The 19,391-nt window shown below is 40.6% G+C and carries 22 protein-coding genes and 1 riboswitch; of the genes, 13 read left to right on the forward strand and 9 right to left on the reverse strand.

Annotated features, from left to right (window positions below):
* Positions 1–246: 246 nt before the first annotated feature.
* From ACJAZP_RS05660 to yegQ, 3 genes are read right to left on the reverse strand one after another with little or no spacing between them, the layout of a single operon-like run.
* Complete coding sequence (locus ACJAZP_RS05660) at positions 247–447, reverse strand: hypothetical protein (RefSeq protein WP_415229763.1); 201 nt, start codon at positions 445–447, stop codon at positions 247–249.
* Positions 448–450: 3 nt separating this feature from the next.
* Positions 451–696, reverse strand: coding sequence for a YfhL family 4Fe-4S dicluster ferredoxin (locus ACJAZP_RS05665; RefSeq protein WP_415229764.1), 246 nt, complete (start codon positions 694–696; stop codon positions 451–453).
* Positions 697–698: 2 nt separating this feature from the next.
* The gene (gene yegQ, locus ACJAZP_RS05670) at positions 699–2,042 is read right to left on the reverse strand and encodes a tRNA 5-hydroxyuridine modification protein YegQ (RefSeq protein ID WP_415229765.1); all 1,344 of its coding nucleotides are present in this window, start codon (positions 2,040–2,042) and stop codon (positions 699–701) included.
* Between the two features lie 306 nt (positions 2,043–2,348).
* Between yegQ and proQ the strand changes: the two genes are divergently transcribed.
* Positions 2,349–2,972 carry an RNA chaperone ProQ gene (gene proQ, locus ACJAZP_RS05675; RefSeq protein ID WP_415229766.1) on the forward strand — a complete coding sequence of 208 codons (624 nt, stop codon included), beginning with the start codon at positions 2,349–2,351 and terminating at the stop codon, positions 2,970–2,972.
* Between the two features lie 10 nt (positions 2,973–2,982).
* Positions 2,983–4,977: a carboxy terminal-processing peptidase gene (gene prc / locus ACJAZP_RS05680; RefSeq protein WP_415229767.1), complete on the forward strand. Its 1,995-nt coding sequence runs from the start codon at positions 2,983–2,985 to the stop codon at positions 4,975–4,977.
* A gap of 123 nt (positions 4,978–5,100) precedes the next feature.
* On the opposite strand, the gene ACJAZP_RS05685 is transcribed toward prc, so the two are convergent.
* The gene (locus ACJAZP_RS05685; protein WP_415229768.1) at positions 5,101–5,838 is read right to left on the reverse strand and encodes a UDP-2,3-diacylglucosamine diphosphatase; all 738 of its coding nucleotides are present in this window, start codon (positions 5,836–5,838) and stop codon (positions 5,101–5,103) included.
* A gap of 19 nt (positions 5,839–5,857) precedes the next feature.
* Complete coding sequence (locus tag ACJAZP_RS05690) at positions 5,858–6,352, reverse strand: peptidylprolyl isomerase (RefSeq protein ID WP_415229769.1); 495 nt, start codon at positions 6,350–6,352, stop codon at positions 5,858–5,860.
* A gap of 150 nt (positions 6,353–6,502) precedes the next feature.
* Between ACJAZP_RS05690 and cysS the strand changes: the two genes are divergently transcribed.
* The 3 genes from cysS to ACJAZP_RS05705 all read left to right on the forward strand — a co-directional run bounded on the left by cysS (position 6,503) and on the right by ACJAZP_RS05705 (position 8,949).
* Positions 6,503–7,888, forward strand: a complete 1,386-nt coding sequence (cysS, locus tag ACJAZP_RS05695; protein WP_415229770.1) for a cysteine--tRNA ligase — start codon at positions 6,503–6,505, stop codon at positions 7,886–7,888.
* Between the two features lie 127 nt (positions 7,889–8,015).
* Positions 8,016–8,636 carry a LysE family translocator gene (locus tag ACJAZP_RS05700; protein WP_415229771.1) on the forward strand — a complete coding sequence of 207 codons (621 nt, stop codon included), beginning with the start codon at positions 8,016–8,018 and terminating at the stop codon, positions 8,634–8,636.
* Positions 8,637–8,676: 40 nt separating this feature from the next.
* Entirely contained in the window at positions 8,677–8,949 is a 273-nt protein-coding gene (locus ACJAZP_RS05705) for an acylphosphatase (RefSeq protein WP_415229772.1), read from the forward strand.
* On the opposite strand, the gene ACJAZP_RS05710 is transcribed toward ACJAZP_RS05705, so the two are convergent.
* From ACJAZP_RS05710 to dinG, 4 genes are read right to left on the reverse strand one after another with little or no spacing between them, the layout of a single operon-like run.
* On the reverse strand, positions 8,946–9,101 hold the full coding sequence (locus tag ACJAZP_RS05710) for a YbaM family protein (RefSeq protein ID WP_415229773.1): 156 nt from the start codon (positions 9,099–9,101) through the stop codon (positions 8,946–8,948). The genes ACJAZP_RS05705 and ACJAZP_RS05710 overlap by 4 nt on opposite strands.
* A complete protein-coding gene (locus ACJAZP_RS05715) occupies positions 9,094–9,651 on the reverse strand; it encodes a primosomal replication protein (RefSeq protein ID WP_415229774.1) in 558 nt (185 codons plus the stop codon). Before ACJAZP_RS05715 ends, ACJAZP_RS05710 begins: the two co-directional genes overlap by 8 nt.
* Positions 9,639–10,418: a TSUP family transporter gene (locus tag ACJAZP_RS05720; protein ID WP_415229775.1), complete on the reverse strand. Its 780-nt coding sequence runs from the start codon at positions 10,416–10,418 to the stop codon at positions 9,639–9,641. Before ACJAZP_RS05720 ends, ACJAZP_RS05715 begins: the two co-directional genes overlap by 13 nt.
* Positions 10,418–12,478 (reverse strand): ATP-dependent DNA helicase DinG, encoded by a 2,061-nt coding sequence (gene dinG, locus ACJAZP_RS05725; RefSeq protein ID WP_415229776.1) that lies wholly within the window; start codon positions 12,476–12,478, stop codon positions 10,418–10,420. The genes ACJAZP_RS05720 and dinG overlap by 1 nt, the downstream gene beginning before the upstream one ends.
* Before the next feature lie 222 nt (positions 12,479–12,700).
* Positions 12,701–12,855, forward strand: a riboswitch (molybdenum cofactor riboswitch).
* Here dinG and moaA point away from each other — a divergent pair.
* The 8 genes from moaA (at position 12,846) to ACJAZP_RS05765 (ending at position 19,390) form a co-directional block, all read left to right on the forward strand.
* Positions 12,846–13,829 carry a GTP 3',8-cyclase MoaA gene (gene moaA, locus ACJAZP_RS05730; protein WP_415229777.1) on the forward strand — a complete coding sequence of 328 codons (984 nt, stop codon included), beginning with the start codon at positions 12,846–12,848 and terminating at the stop codon, positions 13,827–13,829. Its footprint overlaps the riboswitch before it by 10 nt.
* A 226-nt stretch (positions 13,830–14,055) precedes the next feature.
* Entirely contained in the window at positions 14,056–14,535 is a 480-nt protein-coding gene (gene napF, locus ACJAZP_RS05735) for a ferredoxin-type protein NapF (protein ID WP_415229778.1), read from the forward strand.
* Entirely contained in the window at positions 14,532–14,786 is a 255-nt protein-coding gene (locus tag ACJAZP_RS05740) for a chaperone NapD (RefSeq protein WP_415229779.1), read from the forward strand. Before napF ends, ACJAZP_RS05740 begins: the two co-directional genes overlap by 4 nt.
* A gap of 67 nt (positions 14,787–14,853) precedes the next feature.
* A complete protein-coding gene (gene napA / locus ACJAZP_RS05745) occupies positions 14,854–17,349 on the forward strand; it encodes a nitrate reductase catalytic subunit NapA (protein WP_415229780.1) in 2,496 nt (831 codons plus the stop codon).
* 110 nt (positions 17,350–17,459) lie between these two features.
* Positions 17,460–17,924: a nitrate reductase cytochrome c-type subunit gene (locus ACJAZP_RS05750; RefSeq protein ID WP_415229781.1), complete on the forward strand. Its 465-nt coding sequence runs from the start codon at positions 17,460–17,462 to the stop codon at positions 17,922–17,924.
* A gap of 18 nt (positions 17,925–17,942) precedes the next feature.
* Positions 17,943–18,518 (forward strand): NapC/NirT family cytochrome c, encoded by a 576-nt coding sequence (locus ACJAZP_RS05755; RefSeq protein ID WP_415229782.1) that lies wholly within the window; start codon positions 17,943–17,945, stop codon positions 18,516–18,518.
* 53 nt (positions 18,519–18,571) lie between these two features.
* On the forward strand, positions 18,572–18,709 hold the full coding sequence (locus tag ACJAZP_RS05760) for a NapC/NirT family cytochrome c (RefSeq protein WP_415229783.1): 138 nt from the start codon (positions 18,572–18,574) through the stop codon (positions 18,707–18,709).
* 93 nt (positions 18,710–18,802) lie between these two features.
* Positions 18,803–19,390, forward strand: coding sequence for a molybdenum cofactor guanylyltransferase (locus ACJAZP_RS05765; protein ID WP_415229784.1), 588 nt, complete (start codon positions 18,803–18,805; stop codon positions 19,388–19,390).
* Position 19,391: the final 1 nt, after the last annotated feature.

The raw sequence follows: 19,391 nt of genomic DNA on the forward strand, positions 1-19,391 counted from the left end.
ATCATTTTATTTATATTTTTTCTATATTACTCATTATCTTATAGGTTAATAACAAAGAGAAAGGAAGAAATAATATTTTCCCTACTGCTTGACCATACAATATACCCGGGGCTTGAAAATAGAAAGTGCTAAGGGTGACAAAAAGGCGTGGTTTCCTGCGTCATCTTAGCTGCATTTGAGACAGTAACCAATTTCATATCCCTCAAATTTTAAGGCAGATCATTGCAATAAAATTTAAGAAAGTTGTTAAGCCAAAAGCATATAGGTTGAAACGGGTAATATATCGGCAAGCTTTCTGGTTATTTTCCCACTCTTTGATGTTACCAAAGCAAACTTAAAGCTGGTAATAATAACATCGCAGCCGCATAACCTATCGCGGCCATCAATGTGCACCAAATAGACCATGTCCGTCACTAATGAGAACATGGTTATTAGATGTTGAGTCAATAACTAACTGTATAATTCTGCAAATTTATCTATCAATTGCTGCTCTGATTCGATATTTTCAGGATCAATAATAATACAGTTGATTGGACAGACCGCCATACAAGTTGGCTTTTCATAAAAACCGATACATTCAGTGCAAAGATCCGAATTGATTTCATAGATCTCTACGCCAAAAAAAATGGCTTCATTGGGGCATTCCGGATCGCACATATCACAATTGATACAGTTATCTTTAATTAAGAGTGCCATGGTTATTTACTGTGCGGGTTACGGGTGTTTTGGCCGTTATTAAGGTTACGCATTAACAAAGCATGACTCAGGTCGATTTCTTTTGGAATCGGCATATAGAGTACGTGCCCTGAACCGGGTGCAACATCAACAAGTTCACCTTTTTTGGTCTGCAGCTGCTCCAGGGTAAAATTAATATTGCCCTGCGGTGTCATCAATTCAAGTTGGTCACCGACTAAAAATTTATTTTTAACCATCACCTCAGCGAACCCCTGAGCGTCACGCCCTGTCATTTCGCCAACAAATTGTTGAGTATCACTAATAGAGTAACCATAATCATAGTTTTGATATTGATCATGGCTATGACGGCTTAAAAAACCTTCCGTATACCCCCGATGAGCAAGATTTTCTAATGTGCCCATCAACTTAGGATCAAATGGTCGACCCGCGATGGCATCATCCATTGCCTTTCTATAAACCTGTGCAGTGCGCGCGCAGTAATAATAACTTTTGGTTCGGCCTTCAATTTTTAAGGACTGCACCCCGATACTTAAAAGACGTTCAACGTGTTGAATCGCGCGTAAGTCTTTGGAATTCATGATGTAAGTACCATGCTCATCTTCAAAGGCGGGCATGTATTCATCGGGACGACCTTGCTCTTGTAATAGGAACATTTGATCAGTCGGTTTGCCTTCACCCAGGGTTGGATCCGGACGCTGAATAGCAACAATATCGCCGGTTTCATTTTCTGTTGCCGGGTGCGCATCATATTTCCAGCGGCAAGAGTTGGTGCATGTTCCCTGATTGGGATCGCGTTTGTTAATGTAACCAGACAACAAACAACGGCCAGAATAGGCCATGCACAGTGCACCATGAACAAAGACTTCAATCTCAATATCAGGACAATGTTGTCGAATATCTTCAATTTCATCTAATGACAATTCCCGAGATAGGATAACCCGTTCAATACCTTGTTTTTCCCAAAATTTCACACTTGCCCAATTCACGGCATTCGCCTGCACACTTAAGTGCACCGGCATATCAGGAAAGGCTTCCCGTACCATCATGATCAAACCGGGATCAGACATGATTAAAGCATCTGGTTTTAAATTCACAATGGGATGCATATCCCGAATAAATGTTTTTAATTTAGAATTATGGGGTTGAATGTTGCAGACAACATAAAGCTTTTTGCCCTGTGCGTGTGCTTCATTGATGCCAATTTCTAATTTTTCAACATTGAACTCATTATTTCTTACACGCAGTGAGTAACGGGGTTGACCGGCATAAACAGCATCTGCTCCATAGGCAAAAGCATAACGCATATTTTTTAAAGTTCCGGCGGGGGAAAGTAATTCAGGAGTCATAATAAATCTCTATTCTGATATCAAGTCAGGGTAAACCATGTGGTTTATGGGCGGCATATTCTACTTGCTTTGGTTATAAAGTCTTGGGGTCAGATCAATTCTAGGTGCTATAAGAACAGATTAAAGTAAAAATAGCCTAGGAGGGCGTCAGTTTAAGCCTTAACAACCCGTAAAATCATGAACAAACATAAATTAAGTTTCACATTTTACTATCGCATCCCTATACTATGGAATAATTTTATAGTCCCAGTGAATTAAAACGACGTTTTAATCATTGAACTACTGGCATCACTAATTAGGTTCTACATGGAAAACACAGAAAAATTTACTAACAACAAACAAATAATTAACTTTCTAACTGAACAGTTTCCTTTATGTTTTACGACGGCTAATCATCCCGCAAAGCCTTTGAAAATTGGTATATTTCAAGATCTTGCTGTACGTTTAGAAGATGAGCAACGGGTTAGTAAAACGCAACTACGTGGTGCTTTACGTCAATACACTTTAAGTTGGCGTTATCTGCACTGCATAAAAGAATCAGAAAAACGTGTTGATTTAGACGGTGGCGAAGGTGACAGCGTTTCTGCTGAACATGCAGAGCATGCTTTAAAAACACTCAAAGAAAGCAAAGAGAAAGTGTTTGCTAAACAGAAAAAAAACCAGAAAGAAGCTGCACCCGTCAGAGCCGCCAAACAAGTTAATGTGCCTAAACGTGTAGAGAAAAAAGTGTTCAAAAAAGAACCTTCTCCTGACCTGAGTAATTATAAAGAGGCAACTCACTCTGAACTTACGCTAAAACAAACTGTCAAAGTTTTACTTGGAAAATCACCCGTTTCAGCCGTTGTTGTTGAAATTTCAAAAGATGATGTGCAGGTACAACTTGCTTCTGGAATGATGGTAAAAGTTAAAGCCAAACATTTAATCGTTTAAAGGAATATTGATGAACAAATATTTTCGACACTTAGCCGTTATAGCTGGTTATTTATATATTGGTATAGTTTACGCTGTTCCAGCCGATGTCAGCAGCGTAGATCTCCCGCAATTAGAGCAACAAGCACAACATGCCAAAGTGACGAAAAGAGTGAGCGACCTATTCAGTCGTTCTCATTACAAATATATACCGTTAAATGACGCTCTTTCGCAAAAAGTGTTTGAGCGTTACATCGAGCAGCTCGATTATAATAAACAAATCTTTATGCAGAGCGATATTGATGCATTAAAAAAATATCAATTTTCCCTCGATGATAATCTACAAACAGGCCAATTAAAGCCTGCCTATGACATTTACCAACTCAGTCTGAAACGTCGTTATGAACGTTTTAGTTATGCTTTATCTTTGCTCGACAAAGAGATCAAGTTTGATACTGCGGATGAGTTTCAATTTGACCGTAGCAAGGCCCCCTGGGCAAAAGATACCGTTGAACTTAATCATATTTGGCAGGAAAAAGTAAAATCCGATGCGTTAGTGCTTAAATTAAGCGGTAAAAAATGGCAAGAAATCAAAGAGCTATTAAGTAAGCGTTACAATTACGCGCTTAAACATTTGACTCAAACTGAAAGTGAAGACGTTTTCCAAACGTTTATGAATGCTTATGCGCGAACCATTGAACCCCATACAAGCTACTTGTCACCGCGTAATGCCGAACGTTTTAAAATGGAAATGAACTTGTCTCTGGAAGGAATAGGGGCAGTTCTGCAACTCGAAGATGATTATACTGTTATCAGAAGTCTTGTGCCCGGTGGGCCCGCAGAGCGTTCTAAGCAAATATTCAAAGACGATAAAATAATAGGCGTCGGACAAGATGATGCTAAAATTGTCGATGTGGTTGGCTGGCGCTTAGATGATATTGTCGATTTAATAAAAGGCCCGAAAGGCACCGATGTTAAATTACAGATTTTATCGGGTAAAGCCGGAGATAAAAGCCATATTGTGATCATTACCCGCGAGGAGATACACCTTGAAGACCGGGAAGCAAAATCATCTGTAGAAGTAATTGACGGTCAAAATATTGGGGTTATTACGATTCCCAGCTTTTACATGAAATTAAGTGAAGACGTTGATAAAGAATTAGCCGGATTAGCAAAAGAAAATGTTAAGGGCATTATTATTGATTTACGTAATAATGGTGGCGGTGCATTAAGCGAAGCAACATTATTAACCGGTTTATTTATCAAAACAGGTCCCGTTGTACAGGTACGTGACGGACGTAATCAAGTTTTAGTCCACGAGGATGAAAATAAAGCAATCAGTTATAATGGGCCTTTAACCGTTCTGATTAATCGCAATAGTGCATCGGCCTCTGAAATATTTGCTGCGGCTTTACAGGATTATGGACGTGCGATTATCATTGGCGAACAAAGTTTTGGTAAAGGGACAGTACAACAGCACCGTCGTATTTCTCGATTTTATGATAAAGACGCGGATCTGGTTGGTTCAGTTCAATATACCATTGCTAAATTTTATCGTATCGACGGTGGCAGTACGCAAAACAAAGGCGTGATTCCTGATATTCAGTTTCCAACTGGAATCGATCCCAGTGAAACGGGTGAAAGTCTGGAAGATAACGCATTACCCTGGGATAATATAAAATCAGCTAATTATTCTCCCGTAGATAATTTAAAGCCTGTAGTTAAGTCATTAACTAAAAAGCATAATTTACGCATTAAAAATGAAGTTGAGTTTACTTACTTAGAAAAGGATATTGCAGAATACCTTCAAGAAAAAGATATGACGACAATTTCTCTTAAAGAAAGTGAGCGGGTTAAATTACGAGAAGAAAACGAAAAGCAGGCTTTAGTGCGGGTTAACGAGCGTTTAAAACGTGCCGGTTTATCCGAGGTGAAATCACTGGATGATGTTCCCGATGATTTTGAACCTATCGATGCATTTTTACTTGAAGCTGCTGCTATTACGCTGGATTATAGTAACTCTTAATTTGTGTCTTTGATTTTAAAAGCCGGCTATATAATAGCCGGCTTTTTTATATTGTTAGTTTAGCTGTTACCAATTTATTACTGTTAATTTTAACCGCATAGGATTGGCCTGTTTGCTATAAGGTTAGTTATAAAAATCAATCGGACGAATAACTAAATTAATTTTGTCCTGCTGAACTTCGACATAACTTAAATTATTACGCCAGTCGCCCACATCATAGCGCTGCGCAGGTTGGCCATTAACCAAAATATCGTGACAAGCGACACGATGGGTATGCCCATGGATTAAAGTTTGAACATGGTGTTCTTCCATTAAGCGTAATACTTCATCTTTAGTAACATCCATCACTTCGCGATGTTTATAGACTTTCTTAGACTGGCTTGCATGACGAATTTTCCAACCTATTTTTTTACGCAGAAATAACGGTAGAAGGTTAAAAACGAATTGCAGTAGCGGGTTATGGATCAGCTTACGCATTTTTTGATAATTTTTATCTGCTAAACAAAGCGTATCACCATGTAAAATCAATATTTTTTTGCCATATAAATTTATTTCACAGTGTTCCGGTAACAATTGCATTGATGATTGTTGTGCATATTTTTTGCCAATCATAAAGTCACGGTTACCGTGTATGTAATACAGTGGTATATTATTTTTTAGTGAATATTCCGATAATTTAAGCGCCACTTCATTCATTAGGGGAGTGCGTTCGTCATCACCGATCCACACTTCAAATAAATCACCCAAAATATATAAGGCATCCACCTTTTCAGCTTCATTGTGCAGAAACTGAAAAAATGAACGGCTTATTTGCGGATGTTTTTCACTGAGATGCAGATCGGCGATGAACAGTGTGCGCATAGAAGACACCCGTTAACCGTTAAGCAACAGTGACACTTGTGATGATCACATCTTCCAGTGGTACATCCTGATGCACAAAACCAGAGTTACCCGTCGCCACGTTTCTTATTTTATCAACAACATCTGTGCCTTCAACAACTTGTGCAAATACGCAGTATCCCCAACCATCAGTTGTTTCTGATTTAAAATCTAAAAACTTGTTGTCATTAAGATTAATAAAGAATTGCGCAGACGCAGAATGAGGTTCCATTGTTCTTGCCATTGCGACGGAATATTTGGTGTTTGACAGGCCGTTGTTTGCTTCATTTTTAACCGGTTTGTTGGTTGGCTTTTCTTCCATTCCAGCTGCAAATCCACCACCTTGAACCATAAAACCATCGATAACACGATGAAAGATAGTATGGTCATAATGACCAGATTGAGCATATTTAATGAAGTTGGCAACGGTGTTAGGTGCCTTTTCTGCATTTAAATCAAGTTTAATATCACCGAAGTTTGTGTGTAAAGTAACCATGTTTAGATCCTGTAATTGAAAAAAAAGTAAATCCCCTCAGGGTTTGCGCATATCATACCCTAAAGCATCAGATTCATTAAATACAAAGGGTGAATTTCTACTAATTGCGGGTTAGAATGCCCGTTCTATAGTGATCAGATTGGAAGCCCCATGTTAAAAATATACAACAGCTTAACGCGACAAAAAGAACTGTTTAAACCTCTCATTCCAGGCAAAGTTGGTATGTATGTGTGTGGTATAACTATTTACGATTATTGCCATATAGGCCATGGTCGCACCTTTGTTGCTTTTGATACTGTGGCGCGTTATTTGCGTTTTAGCGGATACTCACTTAATTATATTCGTAATATCACCGACGTAGACGACAAAATAATTAAACGGGCGGCTGAGAATAATGAAAGCTGTGAGCAATTAACAGCACGTTTCACCGAGGCCATGCATCAGGATTTTGATGCGCTGTTTATGCTGCGCCCGGATATTGAACCTCGTGTGACAGATCATATGCCGGAAGTTATCGCTATGATTGAAAAATTGATCGCCAAAGGGCACGCCTATCTTGCCGAAAATGGTGATGTTTTATTTGCCGTTGAAAGTTTTAAAGAATACGGTCAATTAAGCGGTCAAAATTTGGAGATGTTAAGGGCTGGATCGCGTGTCGAGGTTGAAGAGAGTAAACGTAACCCGTTGGATTTTGTGCTTTGGAAAAAGGCAAAACCCGCTGAGCCTTTCTGGGCTTCTCCCTGGGGAAACGGCCGTCCCGGTTGGCATATTGAATGTTCTGCCATGAACCATAAACATCTTGGTGAAGTCTTTGATATCCATGGTGGTGGCTCGGATCTTGCTTTTCCGCACCATGAAAATGAAATTGCGCAATCCTGTTGTGCGCATCATGGCCAGTACGTGAATACCTGGATGCATTCGGGCATGGTACAAGTCGACAAAGTTAAAATGTCAAAATCCCTTAATAACTTTTTTACCATTAAAGATGTATTAAATGTTTATGACAGTGAGTCGCTGCGCTACTTTTTGATTTCCGGGCATTACCGCAGCCAACTTAACTATTCTGAAGATAATTTAAAGCAGGCGCGTGCCAGTCTGGAGCGTTTATACACTGCTATCCGTGATCTGACTTTTGCTAAAGACACCGCGCAGAATAAAACTAATCCGTATTATCAAAGATTTGTTAAAGCAATGGATGATGATTTTAATACGCCTGAAGCATTAGCCGTATTGTTCGATCTTGCTAAAGAGATAAATCGTCTTAAACAGTCAGATATTAAACAGGCATCTGTATCTGCACGATTATTAGTGACCCTGGCTAATGTGCTTGGTTTATTAAATCAATCACCAGAGCAGTTTCTGCAGGGTGATGAATCTCAAGATGAAGTTGCCATGATTGAAGCACTGATCAAGCAGCGTAATGATGCTCGAACCAATAAAGATTGGGCGGCGGCGGATTTGGCGCGTGATAAACTGGCTGAATTAAAAATCGTTTTAGAAGATGGCCCGAGCGGTACAACTTGGCGAAAACAGTAAGTATTTTTTAGCGCTTAAGCATTTTTCAAGCACTTTTTTAGCACATTTGACGGCTTTAGTAAGTTAATTTTACTAAAGCCACAAATTCTGGCGTTTATAGCGGCATCTTTTATTAGATGGAGAGAAAATGGAATATTCTGTTCTGATATTATTTGTACCCACTTTTTTTGCGGTATCGGCGACGCCCGGAATGTGCATGACCCTGGCAATGACCCTGGGCATGACCATAGGCGTACGAAAAAGCCTGTGGATGATGTTAGGTGAATTAGTCGGGGTGGCACTGGTGACCATTTCATCACTTATTGGTGTGGCAACTATTTTATTAGCCCGACCGAATATGTTTCTGGTGCTCAAATATCTGGGTGGCAGTTATCTATTTTATCTGGGCATACAGATGTGGCGCTCCCGCGGTAAAATGGCGATTCCTGAAAATTTTGCGCAACAGGATAATGTTACTCGCAAGTCACTTATCATCCAGGGTTTTGTGACTGCCATTGCCAATCCCAAAGGGTGGGCATTTATGATTTCATTATTACCTCCTTTTATTAATGCTGAGCTACCATTGTATCCACAGGCTATGATTTTAGTGACTATCATATTGTGTTTTGAGTTTGTCTGTTTATTGCTTTATGCAACAGGCGGGCATACTCTGCGCCATCTTTTGCAGCAGCGTGGTAATGTTATTCTGCTGAATAGAATTGCCGGTAGCTTAATGCTCTGTGTCGGACTGTGGCTCTGTTTTACCTAAAAAAGTGACACTGAAATGATTATTTGAAGAGAGGGTGATAATGGATAATATTGGTTGTAAAGTGATTGTTTCAGGAACAGTGCAGGCGGTTGGTTTCCGTTATTTTACCCGTGAGCAAGCACGTTTGTATAATCTTATGGGGCATGCAAAGAATTTACAATGCGGTGACGTTGAAGTTGTTATCTATGGTCCGCGTGAAAAGATAGCCAAAATGCTGAAATGGCTTGAAATAGGCCCTAAAACCGCACGCGTAAGCGGGATCACGGTCAGTGAAATTCCCTATCGGAAAAGCAATGATTTTGTTACTTGCTAGGACTGTTTATTTTTAAAATCCTTTAACACTATCTCTAAAGCGTCTACAACCACCTGCTTATCGATGTTGTTTTCTTCGAGGAGCTGGATTAAATCAACGGCTAGTTGCACCGCTTGCGGTGCATTGGCCAGCTGGGGATTATTCTCACTCATCACTGATATCCTGCAATTTAAATTCCAACATTTGGGTATAGGTATTACACTTTTGATAACGTCCTTTTAAGACCTCTATTTTTTCTTTAATGCCTATTTTTTGCTGCTGGTCTGCATTGATAATCAACTCTTCCTGCTCTGCAATCATGTTTAATAAACGTTCTTCGTAGTGATACTGTTTCTGTAACTGTTGGTAGATATTTTCTTTAATAGATGAATAGGATTTATATAATTTTTCAGCTTTCCCTTTTTCTAAGCTTTGTACCAGTTGTAATAATACCTGGAACTGATCAACAAAAAGTGTGCATTCATATTCAATCAGCGTTTCCGGAAGGTTTTTAGTCAGTGCATTTTGTAATGACTGAACCGTATGTTGTATTTGCTGGATATAACCTAAAAGGGTGAGACAACGTTTAGGGAATATATGTACTTGAAAAACAAAACAGTGGTTTTCTGTCTGCCGTATTCTAGCATCCAGTACTTTGCATCTTTCACTTAAGGCGTTTAATTGTTTCTCTAATTGCTCGATTGGTAAAGTTAACTGAACCATGCGTTGTACCCTAAGTTAATGGCCATTATCACCACAATCAATATGAAAATGGGGCGTATAAATTTAGCACCAAAATGAATAGCAGAATGCGCGCCTATGTATGCGCCAAGCATCAAACAGACACCCATGGTTAAACCAATCAGCCAGTCTACCTGACCAAAACAGATGAACACTAACAGGGAGGTGAAATTACTGGTGAAATTCATCGCCTTGGCAACACCGCTAGAGAGTAAAATATTCAGTTTATAAAGGCGCATATTGGAAATCACCCAAAATGCGCCGGTTCCTGGGCCGGAGGAACCATCGTAAAATCCTAACAAAAATCCCTGAATGAGCTGTTTTATGCGAAAAACTGACTTATTTTCAGGAAGCTTATGATTATCAACATCGGGTATTCGATTTAATAAGGTATAGAGAGCGGCAATTAAAATAATAACCGGCAGTATTTTCTCTATCCATTGGGTATCAATTAAATTAACAAAAATGGTGCCAATCAATGCACCTGTTAGCGTACTGTAGAAACTGTTTCGCCAAAATTGCGGATTAAATAATTGTTTTCTAAAGTAAGTATAGGATGCTGTACCCGAAGAAAAACAGGCCGATAATTTATTGGTGCCGAGGGTTAAATGCGCAGGTAACCCTAAGCTTAATAATGTCGGCACAGTCAGCATGCCTCCACCGCCAACGACTGCATCAATAAAACCTGCAATCAAGCCTACAAAAACCAGTAAAGCCCAAGTACCGGGGTCCAAAAAAAGTTCAGTCATTAATGTTTATTCTCAAATTCAATAGCAAAAGGGGGGAGAGCATCAAGCAAACCTTTCCCGTAACGTTTCGTTTTGACTCTCTTATCCAATATGATAATTTGCCCCGTATCATTTTCTTTTCTAATTAATCGTCCGCATGACTGGATCAGTTTTTTACTTGTTTCCGGAATCGAAAGCTGTAAAAAAGGGTTACCGCCCTGGGCTTTTATCCATTCAGAATGCGCCTCTTCAACGGGAGAATTTGGCACCGCGAAAGGCAATTTGGTAATAATCAAGTTGGTCAAATAATGGCCGGGTAAATCCAGCCCCTCGGATAAACCACCAGTACCGAAGATAATGCTTGTTTTACCCTGATCACAACGCTGTTTATGCGTTTCTATAAGTTTACTGCGTGATAATACCCCCTGTATTAATAAAGCATCCTGGTATTTTTTATCAAGTTTATCGGCGACTAAATTCATTTGCCAGTAGGATGCAAACAAAACTAAATTTCCCTCATTATCGCGCAAATAATGTTCTATTTTTTCAATCAGTTCATCATCAAAACCCGCTTGCGTCGGATCGTTTTCCATATCCGCAATAATTAAAGGGATGGCAGGATAATCAAAGGGAGATTTTAAACGCAGGTACTGCGTGCCGTCATTGCTTTTGAGCCCGCTTTGGCGCTTAAAGTATTCAAAATTATTCAGTGAAGTCAGCGTGGCCGAGCATAAAATAACCCCGGCGGCCTGTGACCAAAACATATATTCCAATATCCCGCCGACTTCTATCGGTGAAGCATTTAAATAAATCTCAGCTTTTTCTATTTCTGCCCATGCTGCGATGGGAGCTTGTTTAGTGGCTCTCTCTCTGGTCAGCATAACCCAAAGGGTATGCATCTTTTCGATACGTTGCAGGAAAAACCCCAGTTCAATCATTAAGGGTTCAATATCTTTAGTTTTGATATTACCGTCTTTGATCTCTTCACTGATAATATTGGACAATTTATTTAAAGCAGATAAACATTTTTTAGTTTCATCTTTTAAATTAGAGGCGGGGTTATGTAAGGCTTCGGGTAACTCTCCCAAAGCAAATCGGTATTGATTTGACTCATTAAAGTAACTTGGATTATTGTTGAAAAATAACTCTACAATTTTCAGATCTTTTATTATTTCCTGCGCACTTTCGAGCATATTAATACCCGGTGTGATGGTGGTATGGCGTTTAATGACCCTATTGATATGCTGGCTTAACTGGTTGATTTTTTTTAGCCAATCCTGACTGCCTTTGATACTGGCGCGCGCACTGGAAAAGTCGCGGGATATTTTAGGCAGGTGATGGGCTTCGTCCAGAACATAAAAGCAGTTATCCGGTTCGGGTAAAATGATCCCTCCGCCGAGCTCCAGGTCGGCCAACAGTAATGCGTGGTTTACCACAATAACGTCGGCTTTATTAATATAATCCCGAGCCCGATGAAAAGGACACTGGCGATGATTCGCCAGAGCGCGTTTACAGCTGAATTTATCGGAAACAATCTGCTGCCAGACGCGATTTGCAATGGGCGTCGGCCAACTATCACGGTCGCCCAACCATTTCCCTTCAAGATAAGCGCTGTGCAGACGTTTCAGTAATTCCTGATCACCCGCCTGCGGTTTTTCTGTAAATAAAACCTGCTGTTCACTGCTTTCCTGAGTGCTGAACAGTTTATGCTCACAGCAATAACGCTGACGTCCTTTCGCTAAGGTAAAGGTGAATTTAAATTCACTGTGACGCAAAAAAAAGGGCAGATCCTTATGCATTAACTGCTCTTGTAAGGTCACCGTTGCCGTCGAAATAATGAGTTTTTTGTTGGCATGTTGCGCAACGGGTAGCGCTGCAAGAATATACGCTAATGACTTACCAATCCCGGTTCCGGCCTCGGCAACTAGTATGCGCCGTGATTTGTCATATTCACCCGACAGTACTTTGGCTATTTCGGCAACCAGATAATTCTGTGCTTTACGCGTTGCGAAATGCGGCAAGGCCTCTGTAATAAGAGTATAACCTGCACGAATCTTTATTTTTAGGGAATCTGGAAGCATATATATCGCGGTTAAAGTAAAAAAAACATTTTAACAAAAATATCGCCACTAAACAGAATTTCTATCATACTTTTATGGCGTTAGTTAGGCACAGATCTTATAACTACTTATTGAACAGTTATTCAAGAGATGTATATATATAGGCCAAAATAAAGTATAACTACGAAAGTAAGCGCAGCAGATCTGCTTCCCCATCGGTTTCCCTCGGTAAATTAATGGGATTTTTTAAACCAGCTCCGAGCTTAATAAGACTAAGTTTCCTTTTTAAGGCAAATAAGTCTGTTAAGCCGCTTGTCTGACATTGCTCAGTACAAGAAGGGTAAAGAGAGAAATGTCTTTGCCTCCCGTATTTGGAAAGGAACTTAATATGAACCAACATCTTGTTGATAATTTCGACCGGAAGTTTGAATACTTGCGTCTGTCGATAACCGACGTCTGTAATTTTAAATGTAATTACTGCCTGCCCGATGGCTATCAAAGCACCCATGAAAAACAGTTTTTAAACAAGCAGGAAATAACCAACTTAGTGACTGCTTTCGCCGAATTGGGTGCAAAAAAAGTGCGTATTACAGGCGGAGAGCCTGCTTTGCGCAAAGATTTTCCGCAAATAATTGAAGCTATTGCTAATACCCCGGGTATCGAAAAAGTGGCCACCACTACTAACGGTTACAATTTGAGCAATAACGCCCAAGCCTGGTTTGATGCTGGACTCGATGCCATCAACGTCAGTGTGGATAGCCTGGATGCAAAAACCTTTCATCTTATTACCGGGAAAAATATATTCCAAAAGGTCATGCAGGGGGTCAATGATTCGGTCAAGGCTGGTTTTAAACAGGTTAAGATCAACAGCGTGTTAATGAAGGGGCTTAATGATATTGACATTGATTTGTATATTGACTGGATAAAAGATCAACCCATTCAACTACGATTCATTGAATTAATGCAGACCGAAGATAATAGTGAATTCTTTGATAAACACCACCTTTCCGGTGAATGGATTAAACAATATCTGTTAGAAAATGGCTGGACTAAAAAACAATCCTTAAGCCATGATGGCCCGGCACAAATTTTTTGCCATCCTGAATATCAGGGAGAAATAGGTTTGATCATGCCCTACAGTAAAGATTTTTGTAAAACCTGTAATCGTTTAAGGGTATCGTCGGTTGGTCGCCTGCATCTATGTTTATTCGGTGAAGAAGGGGTCGATTTACGCGATCTTTTAAGTTCACCGGCGGATAAAGAAAAGCTCAAACAACGCATATTAGACTCATTGAAAAGTAAAAAAGTAAGTCATTATTTGGCAGAAGGAAAATTAGGGGGAACACCACACCTTGCCTCCATCGGAGGTTAAATCTGTGCAGGCGATGTCTGCTCAGACGTTTTTGCCTGCAAAATAAAATCACTCCTATACTTTAAGCACTTAACAGTAAAATCAGGATCAACCTCTACTTGTTGCTATTTAGAGTTTGATCTCAATCAAGAACCCTACCGTTTGTAAAAATTAAACCTATCAATTCTGTATTCTACTCAATAATAAATTACCAACCAATAACCCTTTAATAATTAAGGTCTTTTTAGTGAAATTTGATAATAGTAAAAGAAACTTATTCAAAAAAAACGACAAAGTGACGGTTAATAATTTACTACCTTGGATTCAAGATGTGGATTTGTTCTTGAAAAATTGTACGCAATGTGGCGATTGCATTACAGCTTGTCCGGAAAAAATTATCGTCAAGGGTGATGGTGGTTATCCCAATATTGATTTTAATTTCGGTGAATGCACTTTCTGCGGGCAATGTGCGGAGGTCTGTGATGAACAGATTTTTGTTCCAGTAAAACAAACACCCTGGTTAAAAAAAGCGCACATCGAAAAATCCTGTTTAGCCTATGAAAATGTTTATTGTCGCAGCTGCAGTGAAAGTTGTGAAACGCAGGCACTCACTTTCCAAATAGGGTTAAGTGCCGTCCCTCAAATCAACCTTGATTTATGTACTGGTTGTGGCGCCTGTGTTGCACCTTGTCCAACGTCATCGATTTTTATAAAGGAATTAGCATGAACAGTGAAGAGTTACATATATCTAGTCTAATTGTTCACATCAGACCTGAAAAACTGCAGGAAATAGAAATCAGTATCAATTTATTAGACGGTGCTGAATTAATAACCATGTCACCCATTGGTAAGGCAGTGGTGGTGTTAGAAGCGCCCAATCAAGGCGTTATTATGGAAGTGATTGATACCATCAATGCTTTAGACGGGGTGATTAATACCGGCCTTGTCTATCACGAGTTTGAAAAATTAGAATCCTAATTTCAATTAATTAACCAGTGGTAACTCAATTAAATTATTTAGTTTCATTATATAGCGGGGAAACAACATGAAATTTACGAGACGTGAATTTATGAAAGCGCAGGCAGCAGCATCGGCAGCCGCTGTGGCTGGTATTGCATTGCCAGCAACAGCGAGCAATTTAATTGCAAGTCAGGATTTATCAAAAATAAAATGGGAAAAAGCGCCATGCCGATTTTGCGGTACGGGCTGCAGTGTTTTGATCGGTACCCAAAATGGGCGTGTGGTTGCAACACAAGGGGATCCTGAATCACCGGTCAATAAAGGATTAAATTGCATAAAGGGTTATTTCCTGTCAAAAATCATGTATGGCAAGGATCGTCTTACCACTCCTTTACTGCGTATGACCAATGGACTCTATGATAAAAATGGCCAGTTTGAAGCCGTTTCATGGGATGCCGCTTTTGATATTATGGCTGACAAATTTAAAGACGCGTTGAAGAAAAAAGGACCCACGTCTGTGGGCATGTTCGGTTCAGGTCAATGGACCTTGTGGGAAGGGTACGCGGCTTCTAAATTAATGAAAGCCGGTTTTCGGACTAACAATTTAGATCCAAATGCGCGTCATTGTATGGCTTCCGCCGTCGGCGGTTTTATGCGCACCTTCGGTATTGATGAGCCGATGGGCTGTTATGACGATCTTGAAAATGCCGATGCCTTTGTGTTGTGGGGATCTAACATGGCGGAGATGCATCCGATCCTCTGGTCGCGTTTAGCCGATCGCCGTTTAAGTAACCCCGATGTCAGAGTGCACGTGTTGTCTACCTACACACACCGTTCATTTGAGCTTGCAGATAACGGTATGATCTTTACCCCGCAATCTGATTTGGCCATTTTAAACTTTATTGCCAACTACATTATTCAAAACGATGCGGTTGATAAAGATTTTGTTAAAAAACATACTAATTTCCGCAAAGGTGTTACCGACATCGGTTATGGTTTACGGCCGACGGATCCTTTACAAAAAGCCGCTGCAAATCCAGATTCCGGTGCTTCGACGCCAATGACCTTCGATGAATTTGCCGAGTATGTCTCAGAATTTGATGTTGATTATGCCGTTAAAATGTCGGGTGTCCCTGCTGATAAATTAATTGAATTAGCAAAAGTCTACGCGGATCCGACCAAGAAGGTCGTTTCCTATTGGACAATGGGCTTCAACCAGCATACCCGTGGTGTCTGGGCAAATAACCTGATGTATAATGTGCATCTGTTAACTGGGAAAATCTCTAAACCTGGATCCGGACCCTTCTCATTAACCGGCCAACCCTCAGCTTGCGGTACCGCACGCGAAGTGGGTACCTTCTCTCACCGTTTACCGGCTGACTTAGTAGTCGCAAATCCTAAACACCGTGCCATTGCCGAAAAATTATGGAAACTGCCGGAAGGCACCATTGAGCCTAAACCTGGATATCATGCTGTATTACAAAACCGTATGCTTAAAGACGGCAAGTTAAATGCCTACTGGGTAATGTGTAATAACAATGTTCAGGCGGGGGCTAATATTAATGAAGAAATTATTCCGGGTTACCGTAATCCGGAAAATTTCATTGTTGTCTCTGACCCCTACCCAACCGTCACTGCGCAAATGGGTGATCTTATTTTGCCGACTGCAATGTGGGTGGAAAAAGAGGGCGCTTATGGTAATGCGGAACGTCGTACGCAATTCTGGCATCAACAAGTTAAAGCCCCTGAAGGTGCAAAATCTGATTTATGGCAATTAGTTGAATTCTCCAAACGTTTTAAAATTGAAGAAGTTTGGACGGAAGATCTGATCGCCAAAATGCCCGAAGTGCGCGGCAAAACGTTATATGATGTGCTTTATAAAAATGGTCAGGTTGATGCTTTTGGTTTAGACGAAGTAGCTGACGAGCGATTAAATGACGAAGCGCGTGATTTTGGGTTCTACATTCAAAAAGGTTTGTTTGAAGAATACGCTTCCTTTGGCCGTGGCCACGGTCACGATTTAGCGCCTTTTGATCAATACCATCAATCTCGTGGTCTGCGTTGGCCTGTGGTTGACGGTAAAGAAACGCTGTGGCGTTTCCGTGAAGGTTATGATCCCTATGTTGAAAAAGGCAGTGAAATACAGTTCTATGGCAAACCGGATAATAGAGCGGTTATTTTTGCACTACCCTATGAGCCACCCGCTGAATCACCGGATCAAGAGTACGACCTGTGGTTAAGCACCGGACGTATTTTAGAACATTGGCATTCCGGCTCCATGACCCGCCGTGTGCCTGAGCTTTATAAAGCCTTCCCCGATGCGGTGGTGTTTATGCATCCCGATGATGCTAAAGCCCGCGGTGTAAGACGTGGTGATGAGATAGTACTGGCTTCGCGGCGTGGTGAGTTAACTTCTCGTGTGGAAACACGCGGGCGAAACAGACCGCCACGAGGGTTGGTATTTATGCCCTGGTTTGATGCCAAACAGTTAGTGAATAAAATCACCCTTGATGCAACGGATCCGCTTTCTAAACAAACGGATTACAAAAAATGTGCCGTGAAAATCACTAAAAAAGTTTAACCTACAGTTTACGGCATTAATTCTCAGAGATCTCTGTGTTGCTGCCGTAAAATATTTAAATTCTTCGCTGTTATTTGAGCATGAGCATTAACAGCAAAAAGGATCAAGTTATGAAAAAAAAACTGACCGGGATTATTGCTTTCGGCATCTTTGTACTAAGTACATCAGTATGGAGTGCCGAAACGGTAATGCAAACCGATAATGGTGGCCTTAATTCGCTGCGCGGTTATCAACAAATCTCAGAAATCAACAAATCCGAAGCGCTTAAACGCGTACCAAGAGATCATTCCACGGTAGATCGAAACTATGTGCAGCAGCCTCCGGTTATTCCTCATTCCACTCGAGGTTATCAGGTTAACCTGAACGCCAACAAATGTTTATCCTGCCACAGTTTTAAAAATGCAGGCGCAATGGGGGCAACAAAAATCAGCGTCACCCATTTTGAAACACGTGAAGGTACTACATTATCCGATGTATCACCGCGTCGTTATTTCTGCTTACAATGCCACGTCACTCAAGCAGATGCTAAACCTCTGGTGGAAAATACTTTCCGTCCCGTTGAATCGTTACAGTAAGTTAGGAGCAAACTACTTATGCTAAATTTATTGAAACGGTTGTGGACCATTATGAAATCCCCCTCTTCTGCCGCGATGGGATTTATCCTGTTGATTGGTTTTTTAGGCGGAGTGATTTTCTGGGGTGGTTTTAATACGGGCATGGAGGTGACCAACACAGAAGAATTTTGTTCAGGTTGCCATGCGCCTATTGTTAAAGAAATCAAAGAAACCATTCACTATGCTAACCGTTCCGGCGTCCGTGCAATTTGTTCTGACTGTCATGTCCCCCATAACTGGACTGACAAAATCATTCGCAAAGTGCAGGCATCCAAAGAGTTAGTCGCGTTTGCCATGGGCACCATCGATACCGAAGAGAAATTTCAAGCGCGGCGCGGTTACCTGGCAAATCGGGAATGGCATCGCATGAAAGAAAACAACTCTCAGGAATGCCGCAATTGTCATGAGTTTGAATTCATGGATTTCAGTGAACAGGGACCGCGTAGTACCAAACAACACTCTACCGCACTTGCGTCCGGCGAAAAAACCTGTGTTGACTGCCATAAAGGCATTGCCCATAGACTGCCGAATATGGAGGGCATAGAAGGCTGGTAATGAAGTTATGATTCTGATCTCAATAATGTCGTCATTGTCATGAATTTGATTTTATGGATTTTAGTGAACAAGATACCCGCAGTAAAAAACAACACTCTACCGCACTTGCGTCTGGCGAAAAAACCTGTGTTGACTGCCATAAAGGCATTGCCCATAGACTGCCGAATATGGAGGGCATAGAAGGCTGGTAATCAAGTTATATTTCTGATTTTTATGGGAGTATACTTGTGGCACTGTGAAGGAGCATTTATGCTCCTTTTTTTTTGACAGCTGGATATGATAAATTGAAGATTGCAGGAATTGTTTTAGCGGGTGGATTGTCGTCGCGAATGGGCCAGGATAAAGCAAGTTTACAATTAGCGGAACAAAGTTTATTAACACGTAGCGTTAATTTACTTGAATCTCTGGATATTGAGAAAACCTTTGTCAGTGGGTTTTACCCGGATTTCAACTATATTACCGATATCTATCAACAAGCCGGACCCATTGGCGGTTTGCATGCCTGCGTTGAGGCACTTTACCCTGATTATGATGCGTTGTTTATTTTACCCGTAGATATGCCCTTAATGGGGATAGAGCAATGTGCTTTTTTATTATTCGAATTTAAAAAACAGCAACAGGGTGTGTATTATGAAGCGGCTAATTTTCCGATGATCTTACCGCTCACCGTCGCACTTAAAAATCATCTCACAGAAGCGTTAGCTTCAACGCACAACAAAGATCGTTCTCTTTACCGTTTACTTAAAACACTCAACATACAAGCGGTTAATGTTATAAAACAGCAGCAACACAGATTTCAGAATAGCAATACACCCCGCGAGTGGTTAAGCTGTCAGGAAAGCTATCAAAAACTGCAAAATAATAAGGAATAAA

This window comes from Psychromonas sp. (assembly GCF_047632955.1).
Taxonomy (GTDB): domain Bacteria; phylum Pseudomonadota; class Gammaproteobacteria; order Enterobacterales; family Psychromonadaceae; genus Psychromonas.